The 21,298-nt window shown below is 66.9% G+C and carries 19 protein-coding genes; 13 read left to right on the forward strand and 6 right to left on the reverse strand.

The genetic code is table 11. The annotated features are described in order from the left end of the window. The first annotated feature begins 9 nt into the window (after nt 1-9). From GRI99_RS09590 to GRI99_RS09605, 4 genes are all read left to right on the forward strand, one after another. Entirely contained in the window at nt 10-1,449 is a 1,440-nt protein-coding gene (locus GRI99_RS09590; RefSeq protein ID WP_160771825.1) for an efflux transporter outer membrane subunit, read from the forward strand. 388 nt (nt 1,450-1,837) lie between these two features. After that, complete coding sequence (locus tag GRI99_RS09595; protein WP_160771826.1) at nt 1,838-2,932, forward strand: helix-turn-helix transcriptional regulator; 1,095 nt, start codon at nt 1,838-1,840, stop codon at nt 2,930-2,932. 107 nt (nt 2,933-3,039) lie between these two features. Beyond that, nucleotides 3,040-4,290 (forward strand): serine hydrolase domain-containing protein, encoded by a 1,251-nt coding sequence (locus tag GRI99_RS09600; protein WP_160771827.1) that lies wholly within the window; start codon nt 3,040-3,042, stop codon nt 4,288-4,290. 42 nt (nt 4,291-4,332) lie between these two features. Beyond that, nucleotides 4,333-6,555 (forward strand): TonB-dependent receptor, encoded by a 2,223-nt coding sequence (locus GRI99_RS09605; RefSeq protein WP_160771828.1) that lies wholly within the window; start codon nt 4,333-4,335, stop codon nt 6,553-6,555. 71 nt (nt 6,556-6,626) lie between these two features. Here the strand turns inward: GRI99_RS09605 and GRI99_RS09610 are convergent, their stop codons facing one another. Both GRI99_RS09610 and GRI99_RS09615 read right to left on the reverse strand, forming a co-directional pair. Next, the gene (locus GRI99_RS09610) at nt 6,627-7,136 is read right to left on the reverse strand and encodes a hemerythrin domain-containing protein (protein WP_160771829.1); all 510 of its coding nucleotides are present in this window, start codon (nt 7,134-7,136) and stop codon (nt 6,627-6,629) included. Nucleotides 7,137-7,270: 134 nt separating this feature from the next. Beyond that, complete coding sequence (locus GRI99_RS09615; protein ID WP_160771830.1) at nt 7,271-7,873, reverse strand: TetR/AcrR family transcriptional regulator; 603 nt, start codon at nt 7,871-7,873, stop codon at nt 7,271-7,273. A gap of 143 nt (nt 7,874-8,016) precedes the next feature. Here GRI99_RS09615 and GRI99_RS09620 point away from each other — a divergent pair, with 143 nt between their 5' ends. Beyond that, complete coding sequence (locus GRI99_RS09620; protein WP_160771831.1) at nt 8,017-8,838, forward strand: 3-keto-disaccharide hydrolase; 822 nt, start codon at nt 8,017-8,019, stop codon at nt 8,836-8,838. Between the two features lie 3 nt (nt 8,839-8,841). Here GRI99_RS09620 and GRI99_RS09625 read toward each other — a convergent pair whose 3' ends face one another. Then, nucleotides 8,842-10,464 carry a GMC family oxidoreductase N-terminal domain-containing protein gene (locus GRI99_RS09625; protein WP_160771832.1) on the reverse strand — a complete coding sequence of 541 codons (1,623 nt, stop codon included), beginning with the start codon at nt 10,462-10,464 and terminating at the stop codon, nt 8,842-8,844. Nucleotides 10,465-10,600: 136 nt separating this feature from the next. Here GRI99_RS09625 and GRI99_RS09630 point away from each other — a divergent pair, with 136 nt between their 5' ends. The 6 genes from GRI99_RS09630 (at nt 10,601) to GRI99_RS09655 (ending at nt 15,962) form a co-directional block, all read left to right on the forward strand. Continuing rightward, nucleotides 10,601-10,984: a C-glycoside deglycosidase beta subunit domain-containing protein gene (locus GRI99_RS09630; protein WP_160771833.1), complete on the forward strand. Its 384-nt coding sequence runs from the start codon at nt 10,601-10,603 to the stop codon at nt 10,982-10,984. Between the two features lie 14 nt (nt 10,985-10,998). Further along, on the forward strand, nt 10,999-12,000 hold the full coding sequence (locus GRI99_RS09635; RefSeq protein WP_160771834.1) for a sugar phosphate isomerase/epimerase family protein: 1,002 nt from the start codon (nt 10,999-11,001) through the stop codon (nt 11,998-12,000). After that, a complete protein-coding gene (locus tag GRI99_RS09640; RefSeq protein ID WP_160771835.1) occupies nt 11,997-12,767 on the forward strand; it encodes a TIM barrel protein in 771 nt (256 codons plus the stop codon). Before GRI99_RS09635 ends, GRI99_RS09640 begins: the two co-directional genes overlap by 4 nt. Before the next feature lie 128 nt (nt 12,768-12,895). Continuing rightward, nucleotides 12,896-13,807, forward strand: a complete 912-nt coding sequence (locus GRI99_RS09645; protein WP_160771836.1) for a ThuA domain-containing protein — start codon at nt 12,896-12,898, stop codon at nt 13,805-13,807. A gap of 2 nt (nt 13,808-13,809) precedes the next feature. Further along, a complete protein-coding gene (locus GRI99_RS09650; RefSeq protein ID WP_160771837.1) occupies nt 13,810-15,108 on the forward strand; it encodes an MFS transporter in 1,299 nt (432 codons plus the stop codon). Next, nucleotides 15,105-15,962, forward strand: a complete 858-nt coding sequence (locus GRI99_RS09655) for a sugar phosphate isomerase/epimerase family protein (RefSeq protein ID WP_160771838.1) — start codon at nt 15,105-15,107, stop codon at nt 15,960-15,962. Before GRI99_RS09650 ends, GRI99_RS09655 begins: the two co-directional genes overlap by 4 nt. On the opposite strand, the gene GRI99_RS09660 is transcribed toward GRI99_RS09655, so the two are convergent. Continuing rightward, the gene (locus GRI99_RS09660) at nt 15,959-16,942 is read right to left on the reverse strand and encodes a sugar phosphate isomerase/epimerase family protein (protein ID WP_160771839.1); all 984 of its coding nucleotides are present in this window, start codon (nt 16,940-16,942) and stop codon (nt 15,959-15,961) included. The two genes, GRI99_RS09655 and GRI99_RS09660, sit on opposite strands and share 4 nt — an antisense overlap. Before the next feature lie 105 nt (nt 16,943-17,047). On the opposite strand from GRI99_RS09660, the gene GRI99_RS09665 reads away from it, so the two are divergent. Together GRI99_RS09665 and GRI99_RS09670 are read left to right on the forward strand one after the other, a co-directional pair. Next, nucleotides 17,048-17,632: a gluconate 2-dehydrogenase subunit 3 family protein gene (locus tag GRI99_RS09665; RefSeq protein ID WP_160771840.1), complete on the forward strand. Its 585-nt coding sequence runs from the start codon at nt 17,048-17,050 to the stop codon at nt 17,630-17,632. A 16-nt stretch (nt 17,633-17,648) separates the two neighbouring features. Continuing rightward, on the forward strand, nt 17,649-19,337 hold the full coding sequence (locus tag GRI99_RS09670; protein ID WP_160771841.1) for a GMC oxidoreductase: 1,689 nt from the start codon (nt 17,649-17,651) through the stop codon (nt 19,335-19,337). Here the strand turns inward: GRI99_RS09670 and GRI99_RS09675 are convergent. Beyond that, the gene (locus GRI99_RS09675) at nt 19,334-20,449 is read right to left on the reverse strand and encodes an FAD-dependent oxidoreductase (protein ID WP_160771842.1); all 1,116 of its coding nucleotides are present in this window, start codon (nt 20,447-20,449) and stop codon (nt 19,334-19,336) included. The two genes, GRI99_RS09670 and GRI99_RS09675, sit on opposite strands and share 4 nt — an antisense overlap. 55 nt (nt 20,450-20,504) lie before the next feature. Further along, complete coding sequence (locus tag GRI99_RS09680) at nt 20,505-21,296, reverse strand: DeoR/GlpR family DNA-binding transcription regulator (RefSeq protein ID WP_160771843.1); 792 nt, start codon at nt 21,294-21,296, stop codon at nt 20,505-20,507. Between the last annotated feature and the right edge of the window lie 2 nt (nt 21,297-21,298).

The following is a 21,298-nucleotide window of genomic DNA, read 5'->3' on the forward strand; positions in this document are numbered from 1 at the left end:
GAGTTCGCCATGCGTCTTCGCTCTCTTACCCTGACCTTATCCACGCTGGCCCTGGCGGCCTGCGCGGTGGGGCCGGATTACGTCGCTCCAGTCCCCCCACCCCTGGCGACGACCGGCCCCTTTCTTTCCGTCGAGGCGGGCGTGGTGACGCCCACCCCGCTGCCCGACCAGTGGTGGCGGCTGTACGATGATCCCGTGCTCGATGGCCTGGTGGCCGATGCCCTGGCCGCCAACACCGACGTGCGCCAGGCCAGCGCCCGTATACAGCGCGCCCGTGCTGCCTTGCGCGGGGCGCGGGCCGGGCAGTTGCCGCAGACCGGGCTCGGGGCCGGCACCAGCTATGGCCGCGCGGCTGAAAGCACGCTGCCGCCGGGCGCGGACCGGGAAGGCTTTGCCTATGATGGCGGCTTGTCGATCAGCTACGAGGCAGACCTGTTCGGCCGGGTGGGCCGGGGGGTAGAAGCGGCGCGGGCGGACGTGGAAGTCGCCCAGGCCGATGCCGACACGGTGCGCGTGCTCGTGGTGGCAGAGACCACTCGCGCCTATGCCGATGCCGCCGGCGCGGCAGCACAGGTTGCCGTGGCGCAGGATATCGTGGCGCTGCTGGACCGGTCGATTGCCGTTACCAGCCGCCGCCACGAAGCCGGGGTGGAAAGCGGACTTGGCCTGGCGCAGTTGCAGGCCCTGCGCGAACAGCGCGCCGCCGCCATCCCCCTGCTGCAGGCCGAGCGGCAGGCGGCGCTCTTCGCCCTGGCAACGCTGACCGGCCGCACGCCTGCCGCACTTCCGCCGGTTGCGGGGGAGCGCAGCGTGGCGCTGACCATCGCCACGCCATTGCCCGTGGGCGATGGCAGCGCGCTGCTCGCCCGTCGCCCGGATATTCGCGCGGCGGAGCGTCGCCTGGCAGCCGACACCGCCCGCATCGGGATTGCCACCGCAGACCTATACCCGCGCGTGACGCTGGGCGGGTCGGTAGGCGCGAGTGCTGCGGGGCTGGGCGACCTGCTGACCGGCGGAGCCCTTCGCTTCCTCCTTGGCCCGCTGGTGGACTGGGCCTTTCCCAACACCGAAGCGGTGCGGGCGCGCATCGACGCCGCCGATGCCGAGGCACAGGGCTCGCTGGCGGCGTTCGACGGTGCCGTGCTGATCGCACTGCAGGAAACCGAGACAGCGCTCAGCACCTACGCCCGCTCGCTCGACAGGCGGCAGCGGCTGCAGGCGGCCGAGGCTGCGGCCACGCGGGCGATGCAGATCAGCCGTGCCCGCCAGCGCGAAGGGACCACCAACGCGCTCGAGCGGCTGGACGCCGAACGCACCCTGGCGGAGGCCCGGGCCGCACTGGCCGAGCAGGACGCCCTTGTCTCGCGTGCGCAAATCCGGGTCTTCCTCGCTCTTGGCGGGGGGTGGTCGGCGCAGACTCCCGCTCGTGCCGACGACGTACGGTCATAGTGACAGCCGGGCCGGATTACCGGACCCGGGCGATCCGCAAATTGGGGCGGTCCGGCAAGATGGTGGAGTGGCCCTGCTGGCACGGCGGTAGGGCTCAGCGGCCCACGTGGATCGACACGATCCGGCCGTCGGCTCGGAGCCCGGGTAGTCGGCATCGTCGAAACTGGTCCAGTCGAACGGCGTGATTTCCGGCGGATCGAATTCGGGCGGCACCCACTCGGGCGGATTCACTGGGGCGCCGCCCATTCGGGCGGATCGAAGGTGACGGGCTCGATAGGCGGGGGGCCGCGCTTCGCTTGCGCGGGTATGGCCGCACGGCTAGACCGCAGGGCGACGATGATCGTCACCCCGGCAACGGGCGCAGGCTGCTGGGGAGGAGCACCTGGACATGGACGACAACGCGCTGATTGCCTCGCTCTACGGCGCAACGACCGACCCCGCGCGGTGGACGGCCACGCTCGATGCCATCAAGCAGCGGCTGGGCCTGGCCAGCGTGGTGGTGCAGCGGCTGGGCACGCAGGAAAACCTGCTGCTTCCGCTGGTCAATTTCCGCGATTCCTGGTCCAGCGCCCACGCGGCAGAGCACGATGCCTGGGCCAATTCCCCCGCCAGCCCGCGCTTTCGCAGCGATACCCAGCAGACGGTGGAACTGGAGATCGACAGCGACCAGCGCAGCGAGGCCTTCACTCCGGAGGACCGGCAGGAACTGCAGGAAGGCCTGGCCGGGTGCGGCCTGGGATCGGGCTTCTGGATCGGCTACCGACTGGAGCCGGGCGACTTCATAACCCTGATCTGCCACCGTCCGCGCGGCGAATGGCATGACATTACCCCGCGCGAGCAGCGCTTCCTGGACACGCTGACCCCGCATTTCGGGCAGATCTCGCGGCAGATCGCCAGCCTGTCGGAAGCGCGCGCGCGGTTTGCCCTGGCGGAACAGATCATGCAGTCCGCCACCCTGCCGATCCTGGCCTGCGACGATGGCCTGCGGGTGCACTGGCTGAACGGCGCGGCGGAGCGGTTGCTGCAGGCGCTGCCGCAGGTGCGGCTGGCGGGCAACGCGCTGCAGTTCCGCCAGCCGCAGGCCGCTGCTGCCGTGCGCGACCTTGTGCGCGGATCGGCAGGCGGCACCTGCCTGGTGGCGGGAGACCTGCCGCTGGACGGGGTGCTGCTGCGCTACCTGCAGCGCGCCAGCCCCGGACCCGACACCTGGCAGCGGGACCTGACGCTGCTGGCGCTCACCTCGCCGCGCATGCCGCCGCAGGTGGACGCGGCTGCGATCGAGCGGTTCTTCGGCCTGACGCCCGCCGAGGCGCTGCTGACCGCTGCGCTGGTGCAGGGGCTGACGGTGAAGGAGTATGCCGCCGGTCGCGGCATTGCCGAAGGGACCGCGCGGATGCAGTTAAAAAGTGCCCTCGCCAAGGCCGGGGTGGGCCGGCAGACCGATCTGGTGCGCCACGTGTGCACTGCGCTGGCGCGGCTGTAACCGCACCGCAGCACCTGTCACAATTCGGCCCCGCATATCCCATTTGGTACTGATCGCGAGTTTCGCGCCCCGGTAATCCGGCCTCCAAACATGGAGGAGGATTACCGATGACCCGTTTCAGAACCGGCCGTATCAGAACCGGGCTGGCCAGCCTGTGCGCGCTGGCCGCTGCGGTTTCCGGAACTGCCGCGTTTGGCCAGCCCGTGCTGCCTGAGGTGCTGCAGGGTGGCGCGGCGGCCAGCGAAGTGCCGGTGACGGTGCAGAACCTGCGCTGGCTGATGCTGGACCAGCCGTTCAGCAGCCTGGCGTTTCGCAGCATGGACCGGCTGTTCACCACCCGCACCGTGCCACATGCCGGCCAGCCCTGGGTGCTGCCGCAGGCCAGCCACGCGCTGGATTTCAGCTATGACTTCGGCGGGCGCACCTGGTCGGCGCAGGAGGGGATCGAGCGGACCTATACCAACGCCATCATGGTGCTGAAGGACGGGCGCGTGGTCTATGAGGCGTACCGCAACAACAGCACCCCGGCGGACCGGTTCATGGGCTGGTCGGCCACCAAGTCGCTGGTCTCGATCATGGTCGGCGTGGCGGCTGAGCAGGGGTTGATCGCCTCGCTGGACGATCCCGTTGACCGCTACCTGCCCGAACTGGCCGAAGGCGGCTATCGCGGGGTGACGGTGCGGCAGGTGCTGCAGATGCGATCGGGCGTGGCTTACGAGGAGCGTTACGACTTCGCCAATCCCGGCGCGGCGGCCAGCAACCACATCGGTGCGCTGGTGCAGAACCGGGTGCGTTTCGTGGATGCCGCGCGGACCATCGAGCGCAAGGCTGAGCCGGGCGCGCTGTTCGAATACAAGACGCTGGATACTGCCGTGCTGGGCCTGCTGCTCGAACGGGTAAGCGGGATGCCGCTGGCCGCCTACATGGCGCGCAACCTGTGGGAGCCGCTGGGGGCCGAGGCGGACGGCTTCTTCATCATGGACGGCGCGCCCGGTGTGGGCCGCGAGTTCAGCGGCGCGGGCTATAACGCCACGCTGCGCGATTTTGCCCGCGTGGGTCAGATGATGCTGGACGGCGGCGTGGCCAACGGCCGGCGCATCGTTTCGGCGGACTGGGTGGCCCAGTCCACCCGGCCTACCGAGCGCGTGCCCGAGCCGGGCCTTGGCTATGGCATGCAGTGGTGGACCATGGGCGATACCGCCTATTCCGCCATCGGCCTGCAGGGACAGTACATCTTCGTCGATCCGGCCACTCGCACCGTGGTGGTCAAGCTCAGCTATTTCCCGCCGCTGGGCGATGAGGCGGACAACGAGACGCAGGCTTTCCTGCGCGCCGCATCGGCCTGGCAGCCGCGCTGACAGTCACGACAAAACCATAATATATCAGAGGGGAAGACCATCATGAGCATCACCCGCTATCTTGCCGCTGCCAGTGTGCTGGCGCTGGCCCTGCCGCAGGCCGCCGCGGCGCAGGATGAGGCTGCCACCAGTGCCGACACCGCAGGGCTGGGCGATATCATCGTCACCGCCCAGCGGCGCGAGGAGAACCTGCAGAACGTGGCCGTGGCCGCCACCGCGCTTGATGGGGAGGCGCTGGCCGACCGCGGGGTGATCAACACGCTGGGGCTGGAAACCATCGCCCCGGCCGTCTCGATCACCGATGCCGGGATTACCCAGGCGGTCAACATCCGCGGCATCGGCCTAGCCGCCGGGTCGCCCAACGTGACTGCGGGCGTTGCCACCTATGTCGACGGGCTGTTCCAGCCACCGATCGTGCAATCCAACAGCTTCTTCGACCTGGCCGGCGTGGAAGTGTTCCGCGGGCCGCAGGGCACCTTCGTGGGCAGCAATTCCACCGGCGGGGCGATCTTCCTCAATTCGCAGAAGCCGGAATTCGGCGCGGTAGAGGGGTATGCCCAGGCCGAGGCGGGCAGTTACGACCTGTTCGCCGTGGAAGGCGCGGTTACCGTGCCGCTGGGCGAAGACCTGGCCTTCCGCGCCGCCGGCCTGCACCGCCAGCGCGACAGCTATTACACCGATGTCGGCCCCTTCGCCAACGAGGCCGGGCGGCTGGACGAGACGGCGGGCCGCTTCACCCTGCGCTGGCAGCCGGGTGCGTTCGAGGCGCTGGCCCGCGTGCAGATCAACGACCGGCAAACCGGCGGCTATGCCTACCGCCCCATCGCGGGCACCCAGTTCGGCACCTATCGCACGGGCGACATCTACACGCTCAGCTTCGACACCCCCACCGCGCGGCGCGAGCGGGCGGTGCAGGCCAGCCTGGAACTGCGCCAGGAGTTGGGCGACGGCACCGTGCTGCGCTCGCTCAGCGGCTTCCAGCACAAGCGGATCAACGCGCTCAACGACGACGATGCCTCGCAGGCCCCGTTCCTGATCCCCGATCCCAACGGCCCCCCTACCATCGTCGGCGGCGAGGTCAGCTCGGACTATTTCGCGGGCGAGAAGCAGTACAGCCAGGAAATCAACGTGATCTCCCCCACCGATGGGGACCTGAGCTGGGTGGTCGGCGGATATTTCCAGCGCAACCTGATCACCGTGCGCATCTTCCAGGACCAGGCGGGCTTTCCCACCGACATCTTCCCGGACAACAAGCGCACCACGCTGGGCCTGTTCGGCCAGGTCAACTACCAGCTTGATCCTGACCTGGAATTGCAGGTGGGCACGCGCTGGTCATCGTACGAAGCCAGCGGCACGGGCGAGGTGCTGATCGGGCGCGGCATTCCAGGCTTCCCGCCCGATGGCCTGCCGGTGGCAGACCTGTCCGGCCGCCACAAGGACGACATGGTGACCGGCAAGGTGGCGCTGAACTGGACGGTGGACGATGGCCACCTGCTCTATGCCTTCGCCTCGCGCGGCTACAAGCCGGGCGGCTTCAACTCCGCCACTTCGCGCTTCGCGCCGGAAACGGTGTGGAACTACGAAGTGGGGCTGAAGAGCGAGCTGTTCGACCGCCACATCCGCACGCAGGTCGATGCCTTCTATTACGATTACAACGATTTCCAGTTCGAGATCCTGGAGCCGTCCACCGGCTTCAGCGGGGTGGAGAACGTGGCCGGCGGCACCATCAAGGGGCTGGAGGCGCAGGTGCAGGGCCGCTTCGGCGGGCTGATGCTGGATGGCAGCGTGGCCTATGTGAAGTCGAACATCGACGGGCTGACCTTCGTCAACACCCGGCTGGTGCCCAGCGGCACCACCGTGCCGCAGTGCCCGGCGGGCGTGCCTGCCGACCCGCTGGTATGCTTCGACTATACCCCGGCCATCGTCACCACCCAGGGCGGGCGAAGCCTCTATTCGCCCAAGTGGACCTATAACGCCAGTGTAGCCTACGAGATCGAACTGGGGGGCGACATGTACCTGACCCCGCGGGTCAACTACTCGCACGTAGGCGATCGTTTCACCTACCTGGCCTATGATCCGGTGACCGACCTGATCGAGGGCTATGACCTGGTCTCCGCCAGCCTGACGCTGGCGATGGATCCAGTCACGGTGGAAGCCTATGGCACCAACCTGACGCGCGAACGCTACGTCTCGGGCCAGTTCGGGCTCAACGAATTCTATGGTGCCCCGCGCGAGTTCGGCGTGCGCGTCTCTGCCAGATACTGAGCGCAGCCGCCAAGGGAAAGGCCGGTGGCGACCGCGTGTCGCCACCGGCCTTTCCTTGCGGGTAACCGCGATCAGGCGGCCAGTTCGGCCTTGCGTGCCCGCATCTGCTCGCCCAGCGCCTTCAGGTCCATGTCGCTGGAGCGGCATTCGGGGAACATCTCCCCTTCCTCTTCCTTCACGTGATGGTCGATGTATTCGCCCAGCACCTTCACCTTGGCATCGAACAGCGGTTCGGCCGGGCTGCTGGCCTGGATCTGGGCGATCAGGTCCTTGGCGCTGGCGTGCTCCACCTCGGCCTCGTCGATCAGGTCGTCCTCGTCCAGCGCCTCGTAGGCGGCGGGATAGAAGATTTCCTCCTCGATCTGGGCATGCACGGTCAGGGCATCGCAGATCTGCGTGGCGAGGGCCTGCTTGTCGGCATCCTCCTCCAGCTTCTCGTAATCGGCGAACATCTTCTTCACCTCGCGGTGATCGGCCTTAAGCAGGGCGATGGCATCCTGCGGGCGCTTGGCGGCGGCAGTGGCACGGCGGGTAGTGCGCGCACCCTTTTTGGGTTTGGCGCGAGTGGTCTTGGTCGGCATGGGATTACCTCTCCGGTAAGCGGGTGGGGGACTCCGCTAATCATGCACGGGCAGGGCCGTTCCCAGTTTCGCGACGAGTGGAAACGCGCTAGCGCCGGGCCTGCCGGCCAGCCGTTTTCAAGCCCCGGCCATTCCTAGGCGCCAATGGCCGACCGCAAGGCCCGTTCCACCACCGCATCGCCCAGCTTCTCGGCGGAAGGCAGGACCCGGCTGGAACGGATCACGCCCTTGCGCACCATCGAGGCGAAGCCATAGATGGCCGACCAGTAGGCGATGGACCGCAGGCCAGCTTCCGCGCCGTCGATATCCGGGCAGGCAGCCACGACCGCGCCACTGAGCATTTCGTGCGCGCCAAGCTGGTAATCCAGCAGCAGCGGATCGATCGCGGGCGTGGTCAGCTCGCTTTCGTACATCAGGTCCACCAGGTGGGGGTTGGCGGCGGCAAAGGCCACGAACACGCGGCCCAGTTCGCGCAGCCGCGCCACCGGATCGCCCGTCGCCGCCACAGCCACGCGCGACAGGCTCAGCATCTCGGCAAAGCCCTCGCTCGCAACGGCCAGCAGCAGGGCCCGCCGGTCCGGGAAATGGTGATAGGGGGCCCCGGGCGAAACGCCCACCTGTTGGGCCAGCGTGCGCATGGACAGGCCCAGGTGGCCGTGCGCTGCCACCCAGCCGCGTGCCGCGGCCAGCAGGTCACCGCGCAGGTCTTCCTTGTGATAGGGCTTCTTGCTGGCCATCGCTTTGGGCTTTCCGTTCGCTGCCGCCCTAACACCGATTGGCGCGGGGGCCAGCCCAATCTGGCGCTTGCATCTAATTTAAGCAACGCTTAGATAGCGTTTCGAAGGGCGCAAGGATCGCCCCGCCGGGGAGCGGACAGACCATGACGACACGACGCGAAGCCATCGGCCTGCTGGCCCATCTCGGCCTGGGTGCGGGAGCAGCGGCGCTGCTGCCGGGCGGCGTGCTGGCGCAAGCCGGGAGCGCGGGCGGCGACTGGCGGCCCTTGCTGAACGGGCGTGACCTGACCGGCTGGACTTTCTTCCAGGATGGCGTGGGCGCGCAGGACCGCGACGGGGTGATCGCCTTCCACGATGGCGAGATGCACGTGCTGGGCCCGGAATACACAGGCCCGGAGAACCCCGGCATGGGCTATATCGCCACGGCGGAGGAATACGGCGATTATCACCTGAGCCTGGAATACAAGTGGGGCCCGCGCCGCTTTGCCCCGCGTGAACTGGCCAAGCGTGACAGCGGCATCCTCTACCACGCCCCCTCGGGCCGTGATTACCTGTGGCCGGACTGCGTGGAATACCAGATCATGGAGCAGAGCACGGGCGATGCCATCCCGGTCAACCACCGGGCGATCCAGGCGATATCCGCCGGGGGCCTGCCTTCGTGGCCGCGCGACTTCCCCGGCAACACGCAGTATGCGCCGCAGGTGAATGCCGGGCCCAACCTGCGCCAGCATATCCGGGCAGACGGCAACTTCGATACGCTGGAAGGCTGGAACACGGTGGAGCTGATCTGCCGGGGTGACAGCGCGGCCCACGTGGTCAACGGGCGCATTGTCACCGCGCTCTATGGCCTGCAGGCCCAGCATGAGGCCGATCGCGCCTATGCCAGTGTCACGCGCGGGCGCATCCTGTTGCAGATCGAAAGCGCGGAAATTTCTTTCCGCAACGTCCGCATCCGCTCGCTGTAAGGCTCAGCCGCGCGCGTCTTCCAGCACCAGTTCGGCCGCCCGCTGCGCCACCGCGATGGCAGGGCCGTTGGTGTTGCCGGAAACGGGCGTGGGCATGATCGAGCAGTCGATGACCCGCAGCCCTGCCACGCCGTGAACGCGGCAGCGCGCATCGGTGACCGAATCCGCCGGGCTGGTGCCCATGCGGCAGGTGCCGGTGCCGTGCAGGCCGCCTTCTACCATCTTGGCCAGTTCGGCGGCGATGGCCTCGTCATCCTGCACTTCCGGTCCGGGCATCCGCTCCCGGCCGATGAAGGGCTTCAGCGGATCGCTGGTGGCGATGGCGCGGAACAGCTTGAACAGCTCGATCGACTTGGCCTTGTCGTAGGGGTCGGCCCAGATGGCGGTGTCGATCACCGGCACGGTGCGGAAATCGGGTGACGTCACCGTCACGCTGCCACGGCTCCTGGGGCGCAGGTGATAGCCGGAGAAGGTGAGGCCCGGATTGGGGGTGAGCGGGCTACCGGGCTTGGCGGCCATCTCGTTCACCGTGCGCATGGCAAAGGGGGCGGCGGCCACCTGGAAATCGGGCCAGTCCGCGTCCACCCCCTCGCTGGCAACGAGGCCGGTCAGCGGCATGCCCACGCGGGCCAGGTGGCCGGTGCCGGTGAGGAAATACTGCAGGGCATTGCGGTACAGCCGCCAGCCGAAGAACTCGCGATTGGTGCCGGGGTGGTTGGTCAGGTCGAACGAGACGCCGAACTTGGTGTGATCGGACAGGTTCTGGCCCACGGCGGGCAGGTCGGCCAGCACCGGGATGTCGAGGCCCTGCAGTGCTGCGCCCGGCCCCACGCCGGAGAGCTGGAGCAGGTGGGGCGAGCCATAGACCCCGGCGGAGAGGATCACCTCGCCCTTGGCGGTGAACGTGCGTTCCTGCCCGTGGGCCTCGGTGACAACCCCGGTAGCGCGGCCGTTTTCGATCACGATGCGCTTCACCGCCGTGTGCATGGCCACGGCCAGGTTGCGGCGGCCCTCCACCGGCTTGATGAAGGCCTTGTAGGTGCTCTCGCGGACGCCCTTGCGGTCCACCGTGTATTGCGAGCGGCCCACGCCGTGGGAGTAGGGCTGGGTGATGTCGTCCAGCCAGGGCATGCCTTGCGTGGCGAAACCTTGCGCCAGCGCGTCGAACACCGGGCTTTGATAGGTGCTGGCGGTGATTTGCAGCTCGCCATCGCGGCCACGGCCGGGGTGGGCGCCGGCCTCGCGATAGCTTTCCACCTGTTTGTAGCAGCGGGCGATCTCGTCCCAGCCCCAGCCGGGCAGGCCCATGGCGGTCCAGCTATCGAAGTCCTGCGGCATGCCGGGCAGGTACCAGGTGCCGTTGATCGCGCTCGATCCGCCCATGCCGCGGCCATAGGTGTGGATGCCGCCGCGCATCCCTTCGCGCGGTTTCAGCGGGTAGACGCGGAAGTAGGCCGGGTTGCCCATGATCTTCACGAAGCCGCCGGCCATCTTGATGAAGGGGTGCTGGTTGTCGCCCCCGTCCTCGATCAGCAGGACGCGGGTGGCAGGATCGGCGCTGAGCCGGTTGGCGAGGACGCAGCCGGCCGAGCCTGCGCCGATGATGATGTAGTCGAAGCTGTCCACTGATCCCGTCCCCTGGGGCCTGATTGCGTTTGTCCGGCGCGTCATAATGGGCTTGACCGCGCTCGTCCAGAAAATTAGAAGCCCAATTCTATTAGTGGCCCCAAGGTCACTTCCAATTCTGTGGGTGAGGATAGCGATGCTGCCAGTCGAACGTGTGATCGGGGAAGAAGGGCTTGCTGCCAGCGGCAGCGGCGTGAAACTGGCCATGCGCCTGCCGTGGTATCGCAGCCTGCCGTTCTCGGTGGTCGAAGTGGCCAGCCTGGAGGTTGACGGCAGGGCGGTCGACCTCTCCGACGCGCAGATCGAATACAATGGCGAGAGCTGGCCGCTGGCCGAGAATGGCGAGAAGGTCGACACCTTCTGGTTCATCCGCGATTCGTCGTTCCTGGTGCTTCCCTCGCTGGCCCTTCCGGTCGACAGCGAGCACGAGGTGGCGCTGAACCTGTTCGTCAGCCCGCCCTACATTCCCGGCATGAAGCGCGTGAACCCGCAGACCGACACGCTGCGCGTGGCCGCCTGAGAGAGGATCGAACAATGACCACCGCCACCGGCCCCAAAGTGGGCGTCACGCTCTATTCGTTCACCAACGAATTCCTCACCCGCCAGTTCGAGCTGGATACGCTGCTGGCCGAAGTGGCGAAGCGCAAGCTTGGTCCCAACATCGAGATCATCGGCTTCCAGAGCTTCCGCGAGTTCCCCGACGTGTCGGACGCCTTCGCCGAGCAGTTCCAGCAGATGATGGCCGATACCGGCCTTAACCCCGTGTCCTGCGCGATCAATTCCGACCGCTTCCTGAAGCCCGGCCAGCAGCCGATCGAGGACGCGGCGTTGGTGGAGTACCACAAGCGCCAGCTGCGCAGCGCCAAGAAGCTGGGCTTCCAGCTGGTCCGCTACCAGTTCGCGCTGCCGGTCCACCTGCTGCCCGAGGTCGCTCCCTATGCCGAGGAGCTGGACATCCGCATGGGCGTGGAAGTCCACGCGCCGATGTGGGCCGGCCACCCGGCCGTGCAGGCCTATGGCGAGATGTACGACAAGCTGAACACCCCCTACCTGGGCTGGATTCCGGACTTCGGTGGGACGGCCAGCCGCATCCCGGAATCGATGCTGGACGCCGCCCGCGCCAAGGGTGCGAAGGAAGACCTGCTGAACAAGCTGAAGGAAGTCTGGCTGCAGGACGGGCAGAGCTACGAAAAGGCCGGGCGTTTGCGCGAATGGGGCATGGCCCACGGGCATGAGCCGCTGCACATCCAGGCGGCGTGCCTGGCCTTCTTCATCCTCTCCAACCACGACCCCAAAAGCTGGGCCGCGCTGGTTGACCGCACGATCCACATCCACGGCAAGTTCTACGGCGTGAGCGAGGACCTGGTTGAGGAAGCGATCGACTACGACACGATCCTGCGCCTGTTCAAGGATGGCGGCTTCACCGGCACGATGGTGAGCGAGTGGGAAGGCCACGCCTATGACATGCGCGACGCCTTCGAACAGGTGCGCCGCCACCAGGCGATGGCCCGCCGGGTGTGGGGGCCGGACGCATGAGCTGGGAGCTATCCGTCAACCTCGAATATGGCTTCACTGAAGCGGGCGAGAAGATCGAAGACCGCATTGCCGCAGCCGCCGCTGCGGGCTTTACCAAGGTGGAACTGTTCCTTCTCAAGGGCCGCGACCTGCCAGCCATCAAGGCGGCGCTGGATGCCAACGGCGTGCAACTGGTCAGCACTGTGGCGGACTACGTCACCCAGCTGGTCGACCCCGCCACGCATGACGGCTTCTGCGAAACCTTCCGCGAGGCGGCCGAGAACGCCCGGTTCCTGGGCTGCGGCAACGTGGTGGTCACTTCCGGGCGCGGCGTGCCCTGGCTGAAGCGGCCGGTGCAGCTTGCCATCTTTGCCGATGCGCTGCGCAAGATCGTGCCGATTGCCGAGGAACTGGGCACCACGATCCTGCTGGAATCGGCCAATACCCGGCACGATCATCCCGGCGTGCTGTGCTCGACCACGCAAGACAGCGTGGTGGTAGCCGACATGGTCGATAGTCCGCGCGTGAAGGTGCTCTACGATCTCTACCATTCGGTGGTGGAGGGCGAAGATCCGGAAGCCGAGTTGCAGGCCGCGATGCACCAGGTGGTGCACGTCCAGATTGCCGATGCGCCGGGGCGGGGTGAACCGGGGTCTGCCGCTATCGACTGGCCGGGCGCGCTCGCGATGCTCGAACGGCTGGGCTACCGCGGCCTGATCGGCATCGAATGCCAGCCGCAGCGTCCGTCGGCCGAAGCCTTCGCCCACATCCGGAACCTTTGCCGCTGAGGCCGCAAAGCTATCCAGCGGGCGGATAGCTCCCTATCCGTTCAAAGCGGTTCATCAATCGGTCCATTGGCCCTAAGGTCTGCCCTGAACGGACCGCGCAGCATGGCGCGGCGATAAGGGGTGGATCGATGAAGCTGGTTTCGCGCAAGGGCTGCGGCCTGCTGGTGCTGGGCGTGATCGTGGCTCTGGGCCTGTTTCTGCTGGTCAACCGCGATACGATCCAGCGCATGTTCCTGGGCGGGGTGAAAGTCTACGAGACGCAGGCGCCCGATATTCCCGCCGACCTGCCGCGCCCGGCCATCCTGGTCTTCTCCAAGACCAACGGCTTCCGCCACGAAGAGGCGATCCCGGCTGCCAATGACCTGTTTGCCCGACTGGCGCAGGAGAACGGCTGGGGCATCTACACCACTGAAAACGGCGCGGCCTTCTCGCCCGAAATCCTCGCCCGCTTCGATGCGGTGGTGTTCAACAACGTATCGGGCGACGTGTTCACCCCCGATCAGCGCGAAGCCTTCAAGTCCTTCATAGAGAACGGCGGCGGCTTCGTGGGTTTCCACGGCAGCGGTGGCGATAATGAATATGCCTGGACCTGGTATGTCGACGAGCTGATCGGCGCGCAGTTCATCGGCCACCCGATGGACCCGCAGTTCCAGCAGGCCACCTTGCGGGTAGAGGACAAGAACCACCCCGCCACGGCCACGCTGCCGGACGAATGGACGCGCGAGGAGGAGTGGTATTCCTTCGCCGCCTCGCCCCGGGCCAAGGGCTACAACGTGCTGCTGACGCTGGATGAGGCGACCTACCAGCCCGAAGGGCTGATGGGGCAGGACCTGGCGATGGGGGCCGATCACCCGATGGTCTGGTGGCACTGCCAGGGCCAGGGGCGCGCGTTCTTCTCGGCGCTGGGCCACAAGGCGGAATATTACGCCGAGGCCGGCAATGTCGCCCTGCTGCTGGGTGCCACGCGCTGGGCGCTGCGGCTGGAAGGGGAGGGCTGCGATCCGGCACCGACCAACGGGACCAACGGGGAAGGGGAATAGGAATGGCCAGCCAGCCACAACCGGCGATCAACCGATCGGCCATCTACTGGATCAGCGTGCTTGCGCTGTTCACCGCCGCGCTGGCCAATGCCGTTCGTGCCGGGGCGGCCGGGGCAATGAAGGCCGACCTGCTCGACCCGATCGATGCCATCCATTCTGGCGAAATGATCGGCACGGTGCTGGGCAACAGCTTCCTGGGTTTTGCCCTCAGCCTGCTTGTGATCAGCCCTTTGCTGGACCGGTTCGGCGCGAAGAAGGTGATCCTGTTTGCCGCCTTCTGCTTCGTGGTGGGCCCGGCGCTGGTGCTGGCCAGCGCGGGGACGGGCGGTGCCATCTATGCCGTGCTCAACGTCGCCATGGTGCTGTGGGGCTTCGGCTGGGGGGCCACCGAGGCATCGATCAACCCCGTCATCGCCACGCTTTATCCGGATGACAAGACGGGCAAACTGAACGCGCTCCACGCCTGGTGGCCGGCGGGGATCATCGTCGGCGGGCTGCTGTCGGTGCTGTTCTTCCGCCAGCTCGACCTTGACTGGCGGCTGCTGGTTGCCCTGCCGATCATTCCCGGCCTGGCGCTGGCCGTCTGGGCCATGCGCCACACGTTTCCGCAGACGGAAAGCACGGTGGCGGGGGTCAGCTTCAATGAAATGATGGCCGAACCGTTCAAGCGGCCCACCTTCTGGATTTTCTTTGCGATCATGTTCCTCACCGCCAGCGCGGAACTGGCCCCCGGCGCGTGGGTGGACGTGACGCTGACCGAGACGGTCGGCTTCTCGGGCATCCTGGTGCTGGTCTATGTCAGCGCGATCATGTTCGTGATGCGCCACTTTGCCGGCGCGCTGGAGCACCGCTTCTCCGACATGGGCCTGCTGTGGTTCACCACCGTGCCCGCCGCCATCGGGCTTTACCTGCTGAGCACGGCGACATCGGCCGCCACTGCGCTGTTCGCGGCCACGTTCTGGGCCTTTGGCGTGTGCTTCATGTGGCCCACCATGCTGGCCGCCGTGGCCCGCCGCTTTCCCAAGAGCGGGCCCTGGGGCATTGGCCTCGTCGGCTTTGCCGGGGCGCTGGCGATCCGCTTCGTCCTGCCGCAACTGGGCGCGATCTATGACCAGGCCAAGCTGGCGCGCGCCGGCGGGGCAGAAGCACTGGCCGCGCTGCAACCGGGCACGCCCGAAATGCACGGCGTACTGGCCTATGCGGCGGAAACATCATTCCAGACCGTGGCGGTGATCCCGGTGGTGCTGTTCTTCGTGTTCGGTGCGGTCTGGTTCTTCGAGCGGGGCAAGAACACGCGATGAAGATCGGTATCAACCTGCTGTTGTGGACCGGGCATGTGACCCCGGCCCACCGCCCGATGCTCGAAGCCATCGCCGCAACGGGGTACGACGGGGCAGAGATACCCGTGTTCGATACCTCGGACCCCGCGCACTATCGCCGGCTAGGGCAGTTGCTGGATGATTTGGGCCTGGCGCGAACGGTTTGTTCCACCATACCCGATGCGGCGCACAACCCGGTTTCGCCGGATCCTGCCGCCCGCACGGCCGCAGTTGATCACGTGCGCCGGCTGCTCGATTGTGCGGTCGAACTTGGCGCGCAGAGCATTGTCGGCCCGCTGTTCCAGCCGCTTGGCGAGTTCACTGGCAGTCCGGCGACCGCGCAGGAACTGGACCATTGTGCCGAATTTCTGCGGACTATCGGGCCGTTGTTTGCCGATGCGGGACTGGTTTGTGCGGTCGAGCCGCTCAACCGGTTCGAGGCCTATCTGCTCAACACTGGCGCGCAGGCCGAAGCCATGATGCGCCGTGTCGATTCGTCCGCAGTTGGCGTGTTGTATGACACTTTCCATGCGCACATCGAGGAAAAGGATCCGATCGCGGCACTGGACAGTTTGCTGGCGGCGCAGGTTGTCGCCCATATCCACATTGCCGAAAATGACCGGGGCACACCCGGCAAGGGCCACGCCAAGATCGCTGAAGCCATCGCCCTGCTGCAGGCGCGTGGATACGATGGCTGGCTGACCATCGAGGCCTTCGGCCAGGCCGTGCCCGAGCTTGCCGCCGCCACCCGCGTATGGCGCGATTTTTTCGCCGATCCGATGGAGGTGGTCAGCGACGGATATGCCTATATCCGCCGCTGCCTGGCTGCCGCCTAGGCTTCCAGAGCCTGCAGGAAGCGGGCGCTCTTGGCCATCGCCTCGGCACGGGGGATGGTATAGGGCGGCTCCTGCTCCACGAAGTAGTGCTGGACGCCCAATTCGGCCGCCAGCGGCAGGATGGTTTTCCAGTCGAGCCGGCCGGAACCGACCTCGGTCGGGGTGGCGTTGAAATAGAAGCTGTTGGCCCCGCCTTCAGCCACGTCCTTCACATGCAGTGAGGTGACGCGGCTCCCCTGTTCACGCAGCACCTGCGCCGGATCGAGGCCCGCCTGCGCCACCCAGCCAAGATCCAGCTGCAACTTGACCAGGTCGGGATCGGTTTCGTCCATCAGTACGGCGAAGGGTGTGGTATCGCCCAGCGGGGCGAATTCCAGATTGTGGTTGTGATAGCCCAGCTCGATGTCGCGGTCCTTCATCTCGCTGCCGATCTGGTTGAACCGCTCGGCCACGCGCTGCCAGTGGTCGATGCCGGTACCGGCCAGGGCCCGCTCGATCGCCACGGGGAAGGGTTCATCCGGTTGCGGCGCGAAGCCTTCGGGCAGGACAGGGAAGGGGATGACCAGCCTGGTGATGCCCAGACCCCGCGCCACGGCGGCAACGGCATCCGGATCGGACTGGAAGGTCAGGCCATCGCGCGAACGGTCGAAAGGCACGGCGGGTACGTGCAGGCAGGCAATGGCGATGCCCGCAGCATCGGCCATCGCCTTGATCTCGGCCGGGTCCTTGCCATAGGTGTTGGGCAGTTCAACCTCGCCGTAACCCATGGCCTTCACCGCTGCCAGTGTGCCGGGCAGGTCGGCGCCGACTTCCTCACCCATGGCATAAAGCTGCAGGCCGATGGGCTTGCCGATGCGTTCGAAAAACTTGCCTGTTGCGGCGGGCGCTGCATCGCCTCCGCCTGAGCATCCCGGGATGATCGCCGCTGCGCCCATGATCCCCATGCCGCGCAGCACCGTGCGCCTGTCCGTTACCAGCATCCCCTTGCTCCTTTTATCGCTTTGCCAGATGCCTGCATATCCGATGCATCGATTTGCCGGAAGCTTATGCCTTCTCTAACTTTGCGGAACGATGGGAGAATTGGGATGATGGGAGCCAAGGGCGTGGATCGCCGCACCTTGCTGGCGCGCGCCTTGCTGCTGGTGGGGGCGAGCGTTGTCAGCCTGCCGTTCGAGGCGCTGGCGGCGGTCGAGGCCGACCTGCTGAGCGACACGCAGCGCGCCACGCTGGTCGCTGCCGCCGACACCCTTGTGCCGCAAACCGACACGCCGGGCGCGGTGGACGTGGGTGTGCCGGCGCTGTTCGAGGGGCTGCTGGCCAACTGGGCCGCGCCTGCCACAGCCACTGCGCTGGCCGATGTGCTCGACCGGCTTGCTGCGCTGGGTGGCGGCTTCGCGGCGCTGTCTGCGGCCGAGCGCAAGGCCACGTTGCAGGCATTCGATGCTGCCGCGCTGGCCCCGTCCGATGCCCCGCGCGCCAATCCGTTCGGCCCTCCTCCCGCGGCGGATCCCGCCTACCAGCAGTTCAAGGAGCTGGTGCTCACGCTCTATTACCTCAGCCAGCCGGCGCTGACGCAGGAGCTGGCCTATACCCACGTGCCCGGCCGCTGGGAGTCGTCGGTAATCGTAACCTCCGCCACGCGCCCGCAGGGCGGGCCGGGCATGTTCTGAAGCGAGGGGCACAGGAATGTTTGACGCCATCGTCATAGGCAGCGGCATGAGCGGCGGGATTGCCGCCAAGGAACTGTGCGAGCGCGGCCTGAAAGTGCTGGTGCTGGAACGCGGCGGCGATGTGCAGCCCGCCGACCAGACCGACTGGATGCAGCCCTGGCAACTGCCCAATGCCGGGATGATTCCCGAAGCGGAACTGGCCGCCGACTATCCGGTGCAAAGCCAGTGCTATGCGCTGAGCAGCGCTACCAAGCAGTTCTTTGTGAAGGACAGCGAACAGCCGTACCAGACCCCCGCGGACAAGGCGTTCAGCTGGATCCGGGGCTACCACAAGGGGGGCCGCTCGATCATGTGGGGCCGGCAGACCTATCGCCTGTCGGAAATGGACTTTTCCGCCAATGCCCGCGACGGCGTGGGGTCCGACTGGCCGATCCGCTATGCCGACCTGGCCCCGTGGTACGACCACATCGAAGACTTCATCGGCGTGTCCGGCAGCATGGAAGGGCTGGACCAGTTGCCCGACGGGGTTTTCCTGCCGCCGTTCGAGCTGAACGACGGCGAACTGCAGTTCAAGTCAGCGGTGGAAAGCAGCTTCCCCGGCCGCAAGGTGATCCCCGGCCGGGTGGCCAACCTGCGCGAGGCGCGCGAGCATCACCGCGCGCAAGGCCGCGCGCCGTGCCAGGTGCGCAGCCTGTGTGAGCGCGGGTGCATGTTCAAGGCCTATCACTCCAGCCTCAACACCAGCCTTCCGGCAGCCGAGCGCACCGGCAACATGACGCTGGTGACCAACGCCATCGTCCATTCACTGGTCCACGATCCGGCTACCAACCGCGTCACCGGCGTGCGGGTGATCGATGCCCAGACGCGCGCGGGCACAACTTACGAGGCAAAGGTGGTGTTCAGTTGTGCCAGCACCATCGGCACGGCGATGATCCTGCTCAATTCCGCCAGCGAGGCGCAGCCGCGCGGACTTGCCAACAGTTCCGACATGGTCGGCCGCAACCTGATGGATCACATGTACCAGTTGCTGACCATCGCGGTTTTTCCCGATGGGCCGGACAGCTTCTATTTTGGCCGCCGCCCCACGGGCTTCTACATCCCGCGCTATCGCAACCTCGATGGCCAGCACGAGGAGTTCCTGCGCGGCTATGGCTACCAAGGCGGCTTTTCGCGCAACGGCGGGCCGGGCCAGGTGATCGGCCAGCCGGGACTGATCGGCGAGGAACTGAAGGCAGAAGCGCGCAAGCTTGGCCCCTGGACCATGTTCCTGGGCGGCTTTGGCGAAGTGTTGCCCAACCCCGAAAACCGCGTGACGCTGTACCCCACGCTGAAGGACAAGTGGGGCCTGCCGCAGGCGCATATTTCGGCCAGCATGGGCGAGAACGAGCGCAAGATGGCCGAGCAGATCCAGCGCGACGGGCGCGCCATGGCAGAGGCCGCCGGGGGCATTGTGGTCACCACGATCGACCAGCCCGGCCCGTTTGGCCTAGGGATCCACGAAATGGGTACCGCCTGCATGGGCAAGGACCCCACCACGTCCGTGCTGGGCAAGTGGAACCAGACCCACGACGTGCCCAACTTGTTCATCACCGATGGCGCGGCCATGGCCAGCAGCGGCTGCCAGAACCCCTCGCTGACCTACATGGCCATGTCCGCCCGCGCGGCCGATGCGGCGGCGAGCATGTTGGCGGAGGGTGCGCTTTAGAGCGGCTGGCTGACCAGCTGTATCATCTCGGCAGCCGCGCGCGACTGGTCGACAGTCGGGCCCAGGCCCAGTTGGCCCCGGCAGATGGCCAGCGAGCTTTCGACGATGTACGAACAGCGCGGCTGGCGGCGTTTTGTGTATCCGGCCAGCGCTTCGGCCACGCTGGCCTTCGTCGCCAGTTCGTCTGCCAGGACCAGCGAATCCTCGATTGCCATGCCTGCGCCCTGGCCCAAGTGCGGGGTGGTGGCATGCGCGGCATCGCCCAGCAGCGTCACCCGTCTGCGATACCAGTCACCCGTGATGTTGACCGTTTCCAGCGGGCGATAGACCACTCCGGCATCGTCGGTGATCTGCTCTCCCAGTTCACGCACGGTCGGGGCGGCCCCGGCAATCCGCTCACGCATCCGCGCCGCCATGCCGGCCTGCTCGAAGCGCGGATTGCCCGGTTCGGGCGAGGTCACGAACATGTACATGTGTTCGTCGGTCATCGGCGCCAGCCCCGCGCCGATCCGGCCGTTGTAGGTGCGCAGCGCATCCAGCGTGGGATCGCGCGGCAGGTTGTAGCGCCACACGCCCTGGCCGGCGAATTCGGGCGACGGGGCCTCGGGCATGATCTGGCCGCGGACCCAGCTATAGAGGCCGTCTGCTCCCACCAGCAGGTCGAAGCTGGCGGTGGTCTCGTCGGACAGGGTGACGGTGACCCTCTCACCATCGTCGGCCAGGTCCACCGGCCACACGCCCAACCGGATCTCTGCCCCGGCAGAGCGCGCTTCCTGTTGCAGCACGCGGGCGAGCGCCGGGCGGCCCACGCCCATGTTGGCCGGGCGACCTTCCACCAGCCGGGGGGAGGGCAGGCGGGCAACCATGGTGCCATCGGGCGCGAACACCTCCACCGCGTCATACCCATAGCCGGCGTCCAGATAGGCATCGAGGATGCCGAGCTGGTGCATCGCCCGGATCACGTTGGATTGCTGGGTGATGCCTACCCCGTCCACCGATCCGTGCGGGTCTTTTTCGAATACGGTGACGGCAAAGCCATGTGCCCTGAGGGCAATGGCCGCTGTCAGGCCGCCGATACCGCCGCCCACAATGCCGATGTTCAGGTTGTCCATGTGTGTTCCTCTCCAGGCGTGCAGCCTAGCGTGGACGTTCCGCGCGGCCAATGTCTCAGGTGTCGACCAGGTCGATCTGCCGGACGCCTGCCTTGGCCAGCGCCTCCAGCATTGTCGGGTCCGCGCCCTTGTCGGTAATCACCCGGTCGATCCGGTCCAGCGGGCAGACGATCGCACCAGACTGGCCGGCAAACTTGCTGGAATCGACCAGCAGGATCACCTCCTCCGCAATCTCCAGAAAGCGGCGCTGGCTGGCCACCAGTACGGCATCGGCCTGGAAGATCGCCCTGGGGCTGACGGCGGCCGCGCCGATAAACGCCTTGCTGGCAAAGAAGCTGGGCATCGAATGCTCGCCGCCGGGGGCAAGGATGATGTTCTGTTCGCGGAAGATCGTACCCGATGGCACCAGCAGTTGCGTGCCGTCCTGCGGCAGCAGCGCGTTGACGATGTGCAGCGAATTGGTGAGCACCTGCAGCCCCTTGCCGGCCAGGTGGTCGCACATCTGGTAGGTGGTGGTGCCGCCGTCGATGATCACCCCTTCGCCGGGCTGGCATAGCGCGGCGGCGGCCTTGCCGATGGCCCGCTTGGCGGCCAGGTGCAGGGCAATTGACTTGTCGAACGGAGTGCCTTGCAACGCCAGTGGCTGGCCATCGGCGCGGGTATCGTCGCCCGCCGCCTTGGCCCCGCCATGCACGCGGCGCAGCAGCCCTGCTTCTTCCAGCCGCGACAGGTCGCGCCGGATAGTGGCGGGGGAGGCATCAAGGCTGGCTTCAAGGTCGCGATAGGACACGAAGCCGCTGCGCTCCAGTGCGGCCAGTATCGCCTCCTCCCGCTCGGTCGCGTGCATTG

The sequence above is a fragment of the Alteraurantiacibacter buctensis genome (assembly GCF_009827655.1).
In the GTDB taxonomy this organism is placed as follows: Bacteria; Pseudomonadota; Alphaproteobacteria; order Sphingomonadales; family Sphingomonadaceae; genus Alteraurantiacibacter; species Alteraurantiacibacter buctensis.

Coding starts and splice junctions, on each gene's coding strand:
- GRI99_RS09660 (WP_160771839.1), bottom strand. CDS start 16,942: ATGCTGGTAACGGACAGGCGCACGGTGCTGCGCGGCATGGGGATCATG.
- GRI99_RS09680 (WP_160771843.1), bottom strand. CDS start 21,296: ATGCACGCGACCGAGCGGGAGGAGGCGATACTGGCCGCACTGGAGCGC.
- GRI99_RS09590 (WP_160771825.1), top strand. CDS start 10: ATGCGTCTTCGCTCTCTTACCCTGACCTTATCCACGCTGGCCCTGGCG.
- GRI99_RS09645 (WP_160771836.1), top strand. CDS start 12,896: ATGAAGCTGGTTTCGCGCAAGGGCTGCGGCCTGCTGGTGCTGGGCGTG.
- GRI99_RS09605 (WP_160771828.1), top strand. CDS start 4,333: ATGAGCATCACCCGCTATCTTGCCGCTGCCAGTGTGCTGGCGCTGGCC.
- GRI99_RS09670 (WP_160771841.1), top strand. CDS start 17,649: ATGTTTGACGCCATCGTCATAGGCAGCGGCATGAGCGGCGGGATTGCC.
- GRI99_RS09610 (WP_160771829.1), bottom strand. CDS start 7,136: ATGCCGACCAAGACCACTCGCGCCAAACCCAAAAAGGGTGCGCGCACT.
- GRI99_RS09630 (WP_160771833.1), top strand. CDS start 10,601: ATGCTGCCAGTCGAACGTGTGATCGGGGAAGAAGGGCTTGCTGCCAGC.
- GRI99_RS09595 (WP_160771826.1), top strand. CDS start 1,838: ATGGACGACAACGCGCTGATTGCCTCGCTCTACGGCGCAACGACCGAC.
- GRI99_RS09650 (WP_160771837.1), top strand. CDS start 13,810: ATGGCCAGCCAGCCACAACCGGCGATCAACCGATCGGCCATCTACTGG.
- GRI99_RS09640 (WP_160771835.1), top strand. CDS start 11,997: ATGAGCTGGGAGCTATCCGTCAACCTCGAATATGGCTTCACTGAAGCG.
- GRI99_RS09620 (WP_160771831.1), top strand. CDS start 8,017: ATGACGACACGACGCGAAGCCATCGGCCTGCTGGCCCATCTCGGCCTG.
- GRI99_RS09675 (WP_160771842.1), bottom strand. CDS start 20,449: ATGGACAACCTGAACATCGGCATTGTGGGCGGCGGTATCGGCGGCCTG.
- GRI99_RS09665 (WP_160771840.1), top strand. CDS start 17,048: ATGATGGGAGCCAAGGGCGTGGATCGCCGCACCTTGCTGGCGCGCGCC.
- GRI99_RS09655 (WP_160771838.1), top strand. CDS start 15,105: ATGAAGATCGGTATCAACCTGCTGTTGTGGACCGGGCATGTGACCCCG.
- GRI99_RS09615 (WP_160771830.1), bottom strand. CDS start 7,873: ATGGCCAGCAAGAAGCCCTATCACAAGGAAGACCTGCGCGGTGACCTG.
- GRI99_RS09635 (WP_160771834.1), top strand. CDS start 10,999: ATGACCACCGCCACCGGCCCCAAAGTGGGCGTCACGCTCTATTCGTTC.
- GRI99_RS09600 (WP_160771827.1), top strand. CDS start 3,040: ATGACCCGTTTCAGAACCGGCCGTATCAGAACCGGGCTGGCCAGCCTG.